Here is a 12397-nt window from a genome sequence, read left to right as displayed (position 1 = left end):
TCTACGATTCCAGGGGATTGACAGCTCCCATCCGGCGAGTCTCCCGCATCCGAGCGAGATCCCCGTCGACAGTCTCGGTCATGCGGCTGCGTAGCCAGGCCAGCGAGGCGATGCGGTAGCCGAAGACAACGAACTCGACTCGGTCGTGCCGGCTGAAGAAGTACTCGCCCTCATAATCAAGCACATACGGCCTCTCGTGTACGTCCTCACCGCTGTGCTCGTTGGTCTTCGTGTCCGTCACGACAGCCTCCGTCCCATCCTGCGCAACGGATAATGCTGCCATCCATGGGGGAGTCGGTAGGAGCGATTTTCTCCCATACTGGCTACCGGGGGTGGCGGGTATGGCAGAGCAGCGGTTGTCGCGGCAGGAGTTGATTCGGCGTCGGCGCCGGACCGGCTTCGTGGGCCGGCGAATGGAGATGAGCGCCTTCCGGGAGAATCTCGCGCGAGATCCGGAGGCTGACGATCACCAGTTCCTGTTCCACGTGCGCGGCAATGCCGGGGTGGGTAAGACCTCACTGGTGCGGCAGTGGGAGGCAGTCGCTCGCGAGCAAGGCGTGGTGACGGCGTACTTGGATGACACCGTGCACAGCGCGGTGGAAGCCATGGAAGCAGTCAGTGAGCGGATGGGCCGCCAGGGCATCGAGTTACGCAGGTTCGACAGGCTGCTGGCGACGTTGCGACAGCGCACGCATGAACTGCTCGGCGCGCAGGTGCCAGCGGCGGACGGGACCGCAGGACAGCCCGCTGAATCCTCGCCCGTGGGAGTCCTTGCTGCACAGGTCGGCCTGACAGGCTTGGGGATGGTGCCTGTCCTGGGGGCGCTCGCCGGGGCAGTTGATCCACAGCAGGTCGCCTTGGGTGCAGAACGGCTGCGGGCAGCTCTGACTGCCCGGTTGCGCTCTCATGACGATGCGCGGCTAGTCATGGAACCGGTGCGCACTCTGACGCCCGTCTTCCTCGAGGACTTGGCCGAGGGAGCGCGGCGGCGTCCACAGGTGGTGCTGTTCTTCGATGTGTACGAGCGGACGGGGCCGGTGCTGGACGAGTGGCTGCGCGACATTGCGTTCGGCGAGTCCTACGGTGTGCTCCCGGCCAATGTGCAGCTGGTCCTCTCCGGGCAGGGACGCCTGGATGCCCGGTGTTGGGGCGACTGGCTCGACCTGATCACCGAGGTGCCCTTGGAGGTATTCAGCGAGGGGGAGGCGCGGGCGCTGCTGGCGCAACAGGGCGTCACCGACGAGCGGGTCGTCGACGTCGTGCTGCAGTTGTCAGGGCGACTTCCGGTGCTGGTGCACACACTTGCGCAGGCTCGGCCCGATGCAGCAGAGACAGTGGGGGACCCGTCAGGAACGGCGGTGGAGCGGTTCTTGAAGTGGGAGTCGGATTCCGTGCGGCGTGAAGCCGCTCTGGCGTGTGCCTTGCCGCTGCAGTTCGACGAAGACGTCTACCGCGCGATCGCGCCGGCGGAGGCGGCCGAGCAGTTTGCTTGGGTGCGGCAGCTGGCTTTCGTCACCGACCACGCGGGGCGGTGTCGTTACCACGAGGTTGTTCGAGCCCCCATGCTGCGGCTGCAGCGCACCCAGTCGCCCACCCGGTGGCGTGTCGGGCACCTCTCCCTGGCGGAGGCTTTCGGTACTTGGCGGGAACGGCAGGAGGAGGGCGTGCTCGCCGAGGACTGCTGGGATGACGCAGAGTGGCGTGAATATCGGCTGAATGAGACATACCACCGCTTGTGTGTCAATCCGCGTTGGGCCTTGCCGGAAGCCCTGACAGAGATCGCCTATGCCTGCGAACAGGGGAGCGGCACGGTCCGGCGCTGGGTCCAGATGGTCCGGCAGGCTGGGATAGATGCCGCGGACGAGGGGCTCATAGTTTGGGGAGAGCGCCTGACGGTCACGTCCCAGGACGATGACTCGGCTGTCCTGGCCACTCTCGACGCTCTGCTCGGCCGTCCTGGACCGACCACCGCAGGACAGGTATACGCACGAATCGTCCGAGGGCGGCTACATCGCAATGCTGAGCGGTATGTGCTGGCTCTCGCCGACTTCACCACGGCGCTGGCCCAGGATCCCGAGCACCCCGACGCCTACGCAGGGCGAGCCCTGACGCACCAGCAGATGGGGAGTCTCGATCAGACCCTCACTGACTGGGGCCATGTCATCCGGATCCAGCCCGATTCCCCCTGGCCGTACGTGTCCCGCGGGCAGACCTACCTGGCAGCTGGCCGTCACGACGAAGCCCTCGCCGATTTCGGCCGGGCCATCGACCTCGACCCCGAACAGTTCTGGGCGCTCGCCGATCGCGCCTGGGTCTATCGCGCCAATGGCCGCCTCGAGGAAGCGCTAGCGGATTTGAATCGTGCGCTCAGCATCGATCCGGAGTACGCCTGGGCCTACTCGGAGCGGTCACGATGCCTCTCGCAGCTGGACCGTTGGGACGATGCGGTCCGTGACATGACGCGGGCAGCTGAACTGGACTCGAGCACCCCTTGGTATCGGGCACACCTCGCCGAACTCTTTCTCGATCTCGGGCGGCACGCAGAAGCCCTGACCGAGGTCGACCGGGCCTTGGCCGCCATGGACGACGAGACTGCCCCGCACACCCTGGCCTGGCCATATACAAGCCGCGCCTGGGCACTGCATGCACTCGGCCACGATGCCGAGGCATTGGCCGCCTTGGATCATGCGGTGACCCTCAACGACACGTTCGGACTGGCGTATGCCATGCGCGGATGGCTCATGTGGGAGGCAGGACGTCTGACCGAAGCCGATCGGGATTTCACCCATGCCCTGTCATTGGACGATGTGTGGCCCTGGTGCTTGGCAGGCCGCGGACTGGTGCACGTATACGAACAGCGGGACGAGGAGGCCGTCGACGACCTTGCGCGGGCCTTTACTATCCAGCTCGGCATCGCCGAAGCGGAACGAGATATCGCCCGGCCACTGGTTGAGCTGTTGCGGGAGCATTTGCCGAACAATCGCGCTCCCATCACCGCCGCCATCAGGCTCGGCGTGCTTCTCACCCACCAGCAGCAAAGGCCGGACCTGGCCAAGCAGATGGCCTCCGTGTTCGCCTTGCGCCCCAGCCCGCGCCTGATAACAGGCAGTCTCCGCCTGTTGCGCCGCGCCGTCGCCGCTATGGACGACCAGCTCACGATTGGAGACAACAAGCGGGCCGCTTGGTCCCGCAAGCTGCTCTCTCCCATCCTGAGGGTCCTGGACCACCTTACCGGCGGGTCGCGCACCACGGCGTAGCGCGTTGTGATTCATACTTGCTCAGCGCCGCATACGGGGCCCGCTCGTAGACAGTGAAGATCAGTGAAGTGCCGGGAACTGTACAAAGAACGGTGTAACTCCTGATCAAGGAAGAACACCTGATGAGCGACGTGACTGCCTCTGTTGAGGCGGTCGAAGAGGTCCGGCCGGTCGAGCTGTCGGCGGACGTGTTGGATGAGCAGTTGATCGGGCAGCTGGTCGACCGGGCCCGCGCGAGGGGACTGCAGTTGACCGGCGAGGGCGGGCTTCTGCAGCAGCTGACCAAGCGGCTGCTGGAGTCGGCCTCGGTGCCGGCAGTGGGAACTCCCGCAACGGGGTGCGTGCCAAGACCGTGCTGACCGACCTCGGCCCGGTCGAGATCGCGGTGCCACGGGACCGAGAGGGCAGCTTCGAGCCGCAGATCGTCAAGAAGCACCAGCGGCGTCTGACCGGCGTGGACGAGATGGTGCTGTCGCTGTCCGCGCGGGGGCTGACGCACGGAGACATCTCCGCCCACCTGGCCGAGGTCTACGGCGCGAGTGTGTCCAAGCAGACCATCTCCACGATTACCGGGCCTTTACCCCGGATCTTGGACACACGAGACACTGGATCCTGAGGATCTGAGAACGGACATCTCGTGGCCAGCGAGCGCGAGGCCCAGCTCGATGCGTTCCGCTGGCTACACCGCTACAACACCCGACGCCGTCACTCCCGCCTCGGACACCGCAGCCCGATCGCCTACGAAGCAGCGTCCCGGACAACATCAACTACGCTGACACCAGCCGCATAACTTGTGTCCAGGATTCGGGGTCAAGGCCCGGCAGTGGCCAGGCGACTTCGTGGGGTGGGCGTGTCACGACCGCCTCCGGATCCCGCTCAGATGGAAAGACCCTGCTCAGGTGATGCTCCAGGCGATGCCGTCGGGCGCGTCGAGGGCGATCTCGACTTCCTGACGGCTCAGCCATCCGCCGCCCGGCACCGAACAATCGGCCCGATACAACACGCCACGGCCCGGCCCCTCGCCGTTCGGCTCAGGGGCGTTCTGCAACGCCGCCCCCGGCCCGCAAAAGTACTAACGGAATACATGCTTAAAATTCAGCAAAACCGTTAAGAACGGAGCATTTGCCGCAGTACGGTGGGAATCTGCCGTCCAACGCAGGCTCCGCGACCGGTTCAGGAGGAAGCCGGCATGGCAGATGAACTTGACGTAGCGTCGCTGACTCCCGGTGCTCGAGCGGATGCTATCCGTGAACTCTCGGGGTTCGTCGTCAACGGCCGCGCAGAGGTGGACCTTCCGTCGGATCCGAATCGCCAGCGGGCTCACGCGACCACCAGCGCGCTCGGGTCTGTGAAAGTCTCGGAGATCGGCTGGAACGTGACCCGCATCCGGCGCACTGATGCCCCGGCGGACGGGGACATGGTGCCGCAGATTCTCGTCTCCATCCGGGAAGCAGGGGTCTCCCAGTTCCACCAGGCGGGCAGGCACGGACTGATAAAGGCCGGGGATCTCATGGTGCTCGACAATGCGAAGCCCTACGAGGTTTTGTTCCACGGCCCAGTACGTGGAGTTCTAGTGAGCGTTCCCACGCACATCCTGGGGCTGCGGCCGTCCCTGCTCGATCAGATCACGGCTGGTCCGATCAGTTCGGAGCGACCGGCCGTGGGCGCCACAGCAGCGTTCTTCACCCGACTGGCTCGTCATCGGGGCGCTGCCGGTAAAGCCGATACCGCCCTGTTCACGGAGCCCAGTGTCGACCTGATCAGGGCTGTGGTCACCATGGTCCTGTACGGGGACGACCTGGCCAGAACACACTGGAACAGCACACTTCTTGAGCGTGTTCAGGAATACGTGCGCCTCCATTTGGCAGACCCCGATCTGACTGCCGAGCGTATCGCAGCCGAGCACGACGTTTCCGTACGCTGGCTCTACCTGACTCTGTCCCGAGCGGGAATCACCCTTGGTGAATGGATCAGGACGCAGCGCCTCGAAGAATGCAGGAGGGAACTGGCGTCGCCACTACATCAGTTCATGACGATCGAGGCCATCGCCCACCGGTGGGGGTTCGCCAGCGCACCCCACTTCAGTCGCGTCTTCAAGACGGCGTACGGCGTGAGCCCCCGCGACTTTCGGTTGGGTCAGAGTGGGCTTTCACCGGAAACAGAACATCCCCGGCAGAGCGCTTTGGACGGACCACCCTGACCGTACCGGGCCCACCTGGAAGGCGAACCGGAGCCGCCCCGCGCCCCGCTCGGAACGTTCGACTGTGAGCGGGGCAGACGACAGGGCCCCCGCCGGTTGCCGATCCGGCGGGGCCCTGTTCTGTGCGTTGCCGCAGGTCAGCCCTTGCGCTTATCCCGCTCGACGTCCTCTGCCGCTTTGTGGGCGATGCCGTCGAGGATGTCGTGCTCGGAGACCACGACCTCCCGGGCGCCCGTGCGCTCCATGATCCGCAGCAGTACCAGGGCCCTGGCGCCGATCACGTCGACCCGGCCCGGGTGCATCACCGGGATCGCCGCACGCCGCAATCTCACCCGGGGCCGCCTTCACCTACCTCACCGCGTGGATGGTCCGCCCCCCTTGCCCGGGGCAGGTCACCAGCCGGCGATGCGGGGCCAGCGCGCTTGGATCACCGGGGCGGGCTCCGTGTCCTTGCTGCTGTCGACGACGTGGTAGCCGTGGTGCTGTCTGGCGCGGTGCTTGTTCTTCGATCCGGGTGGCCTGGCGTGTCCGGGACGGGACGGTTTCGGTGCGGCCGCCGGGCGGGTCGTGGTCGCGCGGATGTTGCGAAACCCCCGCCGTACTCGGGCGGGGGTGAGGCGGCGTGGTGCGGCGGGACGTTCCCAGGGCCGCCGTAGGTCCTCGGCGAGGGGTCGGGCGAGGCGGAGTTGGGTGTGGGCGGCGATGATGAGCCAGGTCCACAGGTCGGCGCTGTCGGCGTGGCGGACCTTGGGGGCGGTCCAGCCGAGGGTTTGTTTCATGAGCCGGAAGGTGTGCTCGAGGTCGAAGCGGCGGAGGAAGGCCTGCCACCAGCGGTCGACGTCCGCCGGCGTGGCGGCGGTGGCCGAGCACCACAGCCAGACCGGTTTCGGGTCGCGGTTGCCTGGTAGGTGCTCGACCTTCAGGCGAATCAATGTGCCGTGGAGGATGGGGAGTTCGTCTTCTGCGTGGTTCAGCCAGGGACCGCGGTGGGTGAGTCTGGGGTGCATGCGGTCCCAGGCTCTTGCCTCGACTTTGCCGTAGCGGGTGGTGTCCGTGACGGTGATGACGTCGGGTTCGTGCCAGGTGTCGGGCTTGGCGAAGGTGAGGACGCCGCCGTGCCGGCGGGGCCGCCCGCCCCTTGGTCCCGAGCGGGCGGGGCCCGGGTCGCGGAGCATCACGCGATCCGAGCGCAGCCGGCCGACCAGCACGACGGGCAGGTCTGCCAGGGCGTGGGAGAGGTAGGTGACGTCGTAGCCGGAGTCCATCACGATCAAGATGTCAGGATCACCTGGCTGCCAGTGCCGGACTTGTGTCAACCGCTGGACGGTGCCGCGTAGTTGGGCGGCGGTGACGGCGGTCGCGTCGTCTATCGGCCCCAGGCGAACGGCGTCCAGCAACGCGACCCACGAGGTCCGGCCCGTCTCCAGGGCGGCGACGAAAGAGTACGGCCACCCCGGCACGAACTGATCCTTCTTGCGGTCACCGCGTCCGTAGACGTGGCAGAACAGCCGGTCGTCGCTGGTGGGGGCATCAGGACGCAGCCAGTTGCTGACGTCCACGGCCAGCACGATCCGCCCGTCGGCCGCCTTCGGCAGCGGCAGGCCGGCCAGCGTACGCCGCAACCGCGCCGGCTCCAGCCAGCCCCGGTCCAACGCGGTATACAAGGCGCCGTGCCCCCGTCGATGCTCGACCGCCAGCGACAGCTCGACCAGGGTCTTCACCGGCCCGTCTGTACACAGCACCGCGTCGGTCAGCTCGAAGAGCGCATCGGCACGGCTGTACAAGCAGTCGTAGAAGTCGACACGAAAGCGGGACAACACGTCCAACGCTGCGCCCGCGGGCGCGTCGGCGAGGAGACTCATGGGGAGCGGCCGTTCTCTCGTGCTTCGTGACTCGACATCTCGAAGGGTGGAGAACGGCCGCCCCCATTGTCCCGGGAGAAGCGCAGATCAGCAGGTCGGGCGACCTGCGAGGTTAAACGTCAAGCTTAGCCAGGACAGGGCCAGCCGCCGGGAATGTCCGTCCGTTGCGGTGATCGCCATCTGCCGTTCATACCTGTCTCACCGCTCCGGTCGACCGTGCTTCCTAGCGTCCGTGAGGGCGCGCACTGCTGACCTGCCGCAGCCCGCTGTCAGGTTCGGAGCGCTGCTGTCCGGTCGATGTGCGACTGCACCCGACGACGCGAAAGGCCCCTGGAATGTCGGAAGAACCCAAGCAAACCAGAATCTCTCGTCGCAACGCGCTGGGCTTGTTCGGCGCGACAGTGTCCGGCGCCGCCGCCGGGCCGCTGGTCCTCGGCGCCGGAACTGCCGAGGCGGTCCCGGCGAAGTCGGAGATCACCGGTCTCACCACCGGATCGCCCACCACCCCAGTCCAGGGCCTGCACCTGACCTTCGGCGCCGACCCACGCAGCCAGATGGTCGTCTCGTGGGTCACCGACGCGGCCGTCAAGAACCCTCGGGTCGTTTACGGCACGCTGAGTGGCGGCTTCGGTTCCACAGTGCACGCGACGACGAAGACCTACGTGGACGGCACCTCTGGGCGGACCGTCTGGGTCCATCACGCGCTGATCAGCAAGCTCAAGGCCGACACCGACTACCTGTACGCGGCCCAGCACGACGGCGCCACCCCCGACGCCGGCACCTTCCACACGGCGCCGTCCGGCCGGGCTCCGTTCACCTTCACCAGCTTCGGCGACCAGGGTGCGCCCAGTGTGACGTGGAAGACCGGAGCGAACCCGGCCGACGCCTCGGGCCGGGACTTCGAGCCCAACGCCACCCCCGCCGCCGCCGACATCGTCACCGGCGTCGAGAAGGTCGGCCCGCTGTTCCACCTCCTCAACGGTGACCTCTGCTACGCCAATACCGGGCCCGACCGCATTCGCGTCTGGCGCGACTTCCTCACCAACAACAGCCGCTCGGCACGATTCCGTCCGTGGATGCCGTGCGCGGGCAACCATGAGATCGAGCTGGCCAACGGCAAGCTCGGCCTCGACGCGTACCAGACCTACTTCGAGCTGCCCTCGACCGAGACCCAGCCCGAGCTCGACAACCTCTGGTACTCCTTCACGGTCGGCGGGGTGAAGGTGATCGCCCTGCAGAACGACGACGTCGCCCTGCAGGAGGGCGGCGACATCTACATCAACGGCTACTCCGGCGGTCGGCAGCTCGCCTGGCTGGAGAAGGAGCTCAAGTCGGGACGGGCTTCGAAGGACATCGACTGGATCGTGGTCTGCATGCACCAGGTGATGATCAGCTCGGCGACCGCCGCGAACGGCCCTGACGTCGCGCTGCGCGCGGCGTACGGCCCGCTGTTCGACAAGTACGGTGTCGACCTGGTGGTCTGTGGCCACGAGCACGACTACGAGCGCTCGTTGGCGGTGCGTGGCGTCGTTCCCGGCAGCGTCACCCTCACACCCAACCCGAGTCAGACCGCACTCGATGTGATCGACAGCGCGCACGGCACGACGCACATGGTCCTCGGCGGTGGCGGCGTGTCCGGCATCACCAACAACAGCTTCACCACCGACGACGCCGATGGTCACGGGCATCACTCGGCGTACGTCCAGATGGAGCGCGTCGGCAAGTACAACTCGGTCAAGGAGAAGGAGACGGCGGTCTGGATCGGCGTCCGTGACGCGGAGCACCCCTACGGCTTCGCCGAGTTCGCCGTCGACCCGGGCCGTCACCCCGGTGACATGACCCGCATCCACGTCACCTACTACAACATCCTCACGCCCACCGGTGAGCTGTCGGTCTTCGAGAAGTTCACGCTCCAACGCCGTCGTAGTGACGGCGGCCACGGCCAGCACTGACCCACCGCGACTAGCAGCAAAGTCGGCAACGCCTGGGGCCAGGACGACGTCCCGCCCCAGGCGTTGCCGGCCAGGACCTGCCCGCTTCTCCGCCTCGATGAACGGGTGCACCGTCACTGGGTCTCCTTGGCGAGGAAGGCCGTGGCCCGCTTGCATCCGGCGGGCTCGGCCGGCCGCCGGGTACACGGCGCAGTCTGACAGCACCGCGACTTGGTGCTGGCGGGTGGTGCTGGCGAGCACTGGTGAGTGTCCACCGGGTTGCGGAGATGATCGCGGCGTGGATGTCGGGACAGGCGGCTCGCTGCGGCCCATGGCCCTTCCGAGGTCGCCGACCCCCGTCATGAGAGCTGCCGGTGTCGCCCTTGACCGTCGTCCTGATGGCGGATCTGCACAAGGGCGACGCGGAGAGCGCGATGAACCGATGAGCAGTCGACGGCGCAGGCGCCCCGCTTGCGGCCCGGCATTCCCGCGTGCTTGGACTGGGTATCGGTGATCACGTGGGGTGGGTCCTGCCATCGGCGGGCTCTCCCTTACCTGACAGCACAGGAGTTCCTGGATCCGCTGGGTCGAGTACGTCCTTGCCGCCGACCGGGCCGGCAGGCCATGGGAAGACAGAGCCACGGACAGCCCGACCGGTTCTGGTGGAAGATCGATCGCGACCGCACTACCCGAGCCTGCTTCCAGGCCGTGATCATCGGCTCGGTCAATGCCCACTGCTCATGTGATCAATCGCTCGAACACGGTCGTCGTTCCATGCCCCGGCATCAGCATGGTGAAGGGTCGGCCCGGACGAGATCACGAGCCAGAGAAGACCGGACTTTCTCGGCATGTAGCACATCTCACACTTGGGCGCTTGACCTCAAGCGCTTCAAGTGTCGGAGGCTTCTTGCATGTCAGTAGCAATCCGAGAGCCAGTGGGTCTGACCATTCAGGAGATGGCACGACGGTCGGGTTTCAGTGAGCCCACGTTGCGCTACTACGAAAAGATCGGCCTGCTGGGAGCGGTCGCGCGGGACGACTCCAGCGGTCATCGCCGGTATGAGCCGGCAACCGTGGCCCGCGTCGAGGCGCTGTCCTGCCTGCGTTCGGCGGGGGTGACGGTCAGCGGGATGCGCCGTTACCTGGACCTGCTCGCCTGTGGAGATTCCGCAGCGGACGATCTGCGGGACCTGTTCGCCGCTCAGGCAGAAAGGCTGGCGGCCGACATCGAGCAGATGCGGCTGCGTTTGGCGTATCTGCGCGGCAAAGCGGATATGTGGGACGCCCGCGCCCGCGGTGACGCCCCCGCCGAGAACCGCGCGGTCGAAGAGGTCACGCGCCTACTGGAACACTTCACCCACTGAAGGACTGAAGCACCATGAGCATGGCAAACACCGTCTCCATCCCCGAGAACGCGACGGTACTGGTCACCGGTGGCAGCGGCTTCGTCGGCAGCCACACGATCGAAAGGCTGCTCCGGGAAGGTCACCGCGTGCGGGCGACGGTCCGGGGGGCCCAGCAGGAGGCCCAGACGCTGGGGGCGCTCCAGCAGGCCGGTGTGGATCCGGCGGGCCGGCTGGAGTTCGCCGTCGCCGAACTCAGTGCCGATGACGGCTGGGCACAGGCCATGGACGGTGTCACCCACGTCCTCCACCACGCCTCGCCCTTCCCGGTCGCTCCGCCCGAGACGGAGGACGAGATCGTCCTGCCTGCCCGTGACGGTGCCCTGCGAGTCATCACCGCGGCCCGCAGCGCCGGTATCCCGCGGGTCGTCATGACATCCTCCTACGCCGCGATCGGGTACACGATGACACCCGACGATCACTACACGGAGGAGAACTGGACCGACCCGGAAACCCCGGGCCTGCCCGCTTACCACAAGTCGAAGATCGTGGCCGAGACGGCGGCGTGGGACTACGTCCGCACCCACGGAGACATCGAGCTCGTGGTGATCAACCCCACCGGCATCTTCGGCCCCCAGCTGTTGGACCGGCCCTCCGGCTCGATCGGCCTGATCAAGGCCATGCTGAATGGACACATGCCTGTGGTGCCGGTGATGCACTTCGGCGTCGTCGACGTGCGCGACGTCGTGGACCTGCACCTGCGCGCGATGCTGCACCCGAGGGCCGCGGGCGAGCGTTTCATCGCAACCAAGGAATCATCCAGCCTCTTCGGCTTGGCGAACATCCTGCGGGAGCACTTCCCCGCCTTCGCCGAAAAACTGCCTGCGAAGGAGCTGACCATTGAGGAGGTGCGCGAGGCGGCGAAGACCGAGCCCGCGCTGCGGGAGGCCGCGGTGCTGGCGGGCCGGATCCCCGTCATCAGCAACGACAAGGCACGATCGATGCTGGGCTGGGAGCCCAGGGAGATCACCGACACCATCACGGCGACCGCAGGTGCGCTGATCGAGCTGGACGCCGTCAGCCTGTCCGATCACGGCAGCCCCCGACCGTGACCGACCCCGAGGAACGCGGCCCCCGTGCCACGGGGGCCGCGGCACGCGGGAACCCGCGACCTCTGTGAGGCGTGACGCCGACGCTTCTGTCGAACTGGTTTTGCCACGGCGCGGCGTGGCGGGCAGTTTGCGGGTGGGCACCTGCGCGCGGGTGCCGATGATCCGCTGGACAAGGCCACGGCCAACGCCTTCGCGGCGATGCTGAAGCCGTCGGTATCCAGCTCGACATGAAGAAGGCCGACGAGGCGGACTTCGCGAAGATCCTCAGCGAGCGAGACTTCGACCTCTTCCTGTCAGGCAACCGTTCGACGGACCCCTTCGGCGCCCGTATCTCTACCAGTTCCACGGCACGGACAGCGACTCCAAGCTGACCGACGCCGGAACGCCTGAGCTCGACAAGGAGATCCACGCCGCGGCCCGGATCTCCGACCCCCTCCAACAGACCGCCCGAGCCAACGCCATTGAGCGCAAGGAACTGGCGCAGTACGCCTTCCTGCCCCTGTTCAGCGGGCCTTCCATCTACGGCGTCAAGAAGGGTCTGGCCAACGTCGGCGCCACCATTTTCGGCACTCCCCTGCCCGAGACCGTGGGCTGGGAGAAGTAGCCGTCCGTTCAGTGGCGGTGCGGGATTTTGCCGCCTTGTGCCGGTGGGCTGCTCGCGGTGGCGGGCAACGGCAGGGTCGGGCTCCCTA

General features: G+C 66.8%; 10 protein-coding genes and 2 pseudogenes. 8 read left to right on the top strand and 4 right to left on the bottom strand.

The window, feature by feature from the left end:
• Position 1: 1 nt before the first annotated feature.
• On the bottom strand, positions 2-241 hold the full coding sequence (locus tag ACRWNP_RS36165) for a hypothetical protein (RefSeq protein WP_431969115.1): 240 nt from the start codon (positions 239-241) through the stop codon (positions 2-4).
• Positions 242-341: 100 nt separating this feature from the next.
• Between ACRWNP_RS36165 and ACRWNP_RS36160 the strand changes: the two genes are divergently transcribed.
• The 3 genes and pseudogenes from ACRWNP_RS36160 to ACRWNP_RS36150 all read left to right on the top strand — a co-directional run.
• Positions 342-3257, top strand: coding sequence for a tetratricopeptide repeat protein (locus tag ACRWNP_RS36160; protein ID WP_431969114.1), 2916 nt, complete (start codon positions 342-344; stop codon positions 3255-3257).
• Between the two features lie 122 nt (positions 3258-3379).
• The gene (locus ACRWNP_RS36155; RefSeq protein ID WP_431969113.1) at positions 3380-3616 is read left to right on the top strand and encodes a transposase; all 237 of its coding nucleotides are present in this window, start codon (positions 3380-3382) and stop codon (positions 3614-3616) included.
• Positions 3580-3828: pseudogene (locus ACRWNP_RS36150) on the top strand (transposase); the annotation flags it as partial. The gene ACRWNP_RS36155 and the pseudogene ACRWNP_RS36150, both read left to right, overlap by 37 nt.
• A 324-nt stretch (positions 3829-4152) precedes the next feature.
• On the opposite strand, the gene ACRWNP_RS36145 reads toward ACRWNP_RS36150, so the two are convergent.
• Entirely contained in the window at positions 4153-4305 is a 153-nt protein-coding gene (locus ACRWNP_RS36145; protein WP_431969111.1) for a hypothetical protein, read from the bottom strand.
• 141 nt (positions 4306-4446) lie between these two features.
• On the opposite strand from ACRWNP_RS36145, the gene ACRWNP_RS36140 reads away from it, so the two are divergent.
• Positions 4447-5457 carry a helix-turn-helix domain-containing protein gene (locus ACRWNP_RS36140; protein ID WP_431969109.1) on the top strand — a complete coding sequence of 337 codons (1011 nt, stop codon included), beginning with the start codon at positions 4447-4449 and terminating at the stop codon, positions 5455-5457.
• Between the two features lie 137 nt (positions 5458-5594).
• Here ACRWNP_RS36140 and ACRWNP_RS36135 read toward each other — a convergent pair.
• Both ACRWNP_RS36135 and ACRWNP_RS36130 read right to left on the bottom strand, forming a co-directional pair.
• Positions 5595-5777 (bottom strand): annotated as a pseudogene (locus ACRWNP_RS36135) (exopolyphosphatase); the annotation flags it as partial.
• A 72-nt stretch (positions 5778-5849) separates the two neighbouring features.
• Positions 5850-7319, bottom strand: coding sequence for an NF041680 family putative transposase (locus tag ACRWNP_RS36130; protein WP_431969107.1), 1470 nt, complete (start codon positions 7317-7319; stop codon positions 5850-5852).
• Positions 7320-7705: 386 nt separating this feature from the next.
• On the opposite strand from ACRWNP_RS36130, the gene ACRWNP_RS36125 reads away from it, so the two are divergent.
• From ACRWNP_RS36125 to ACRWNP_RS36110, 4 genes are all read left to right on the top strand, one after another.
• Entirely contained in the window at positions 7706-9271 is a 1566-nt protein-coding gene (locus tag ACRWNP_RS36125; protein ID WP_431969105.1) for a purple acid phosphatase family protein, read from the top strand.
• 890 nt (positions 9272-10161) lie between these two features.
• Positions 10162-10614: a MerR family transcriptional regulator gene (locus tag ACRWNP_RS36120; protein WP_431969103.1), complete on the top strand. Its 453-nt coding sequence runs from the start codon at positions 10162-10164 to the stop codon at positions 10612-10614.
• A 14-nt stretch (positions 10615-10628) separates the two neighbouring features.
• Complete coding sequence (locus ACRWNP_RS36115) at positions 10629-11705, top strand: SDR family oxidoreductase (protein WP_431969101.1); 1077 nt, start codon at positions 10629-10631, stop codon at positions 11703-11705.
• Between the two features lie 227 nt (positions 11706-11932).
• Positions 11933-12076, top strand: coding sequence for a hypothetical protein (locus ACRWNP_RS36110; RefSeq protein WP_431969099.1), 144 nt, complete (start codon positions 11933-11935; stop codon positions 12074-12076).
• Positions 12077-12397 lie beyond the last annotated feature (321 nt).

It is taken from the genome of Actinacidiphila sp. bgisy160, assembly GCF_965342435.1.
In the GTDB taxonomy this organism is placed as follows: domain Bacteria; phylum Actinomycetota; class Actinomycetes; order Streptomycetales; family Streptomycetaceae; genus Actinacidiphila.
Note: the sequence above shows the minus strand (reverse complement) of the source record. Positions and strands in the feature narration are given on the sequence as shown.

Excerpts from the sequence above, each read along its gene's own strand:
- ACRWNP_RS36110 (WP_431969099.1), top strand. The coding sequence starts at position 11,933 with ATGAAGAAGGCCGACGAGGCGGACTTCGCGAAGATCCTCAGCGAGCGA.
- ACRWNP_RS36140 (WP_431969109.1), top strand. The coding sequence starts at position 4,447 with ATGGCAGATGAACTTGACGTAGCGTCGCTGACTCCCGGTGCTCGAGCG.
- ACRWNP_RS36160 (WP_431969114.1), top strand. The coding sequence starts at position 342 with ATGGCAGAGCAGCGGTTGTCGCGGCAGGAGTTGATTCGGCGTCGGCGC.
- ACRWNP_RS36130 (WP_431969107.1), bottom strand. The coding sequence starts at position 7,319 with ATGAGTCTCCTCGCCGACGCGCCCGCGGGCGCAGCGTTGGACGTGTTG.
- ACRWNP_RS36155 (WP_431969113.1), top strand. The coding sequence starts at position 3,380 with ATGAGCGACGTGACTGCCTCTGTTGAGGCGGTCGAAGAGGTCCGGCCG.
- ACRWNP_RS36120 (WP_431969103.1), top strand. The coding sequence starts at position 10,162 with ATGTCAGTAGCAATCCGAGAGCCAGTGGGTCTGACCATTCAGGAGATG.
- ACRWNP_RS36115 (WP_431969101.1), top strand. The coding sequence starts at position 10,629 with ATGAGCATGGCAAACACCGTCTCCATCCCCGAGAACGCGACGGTACTG.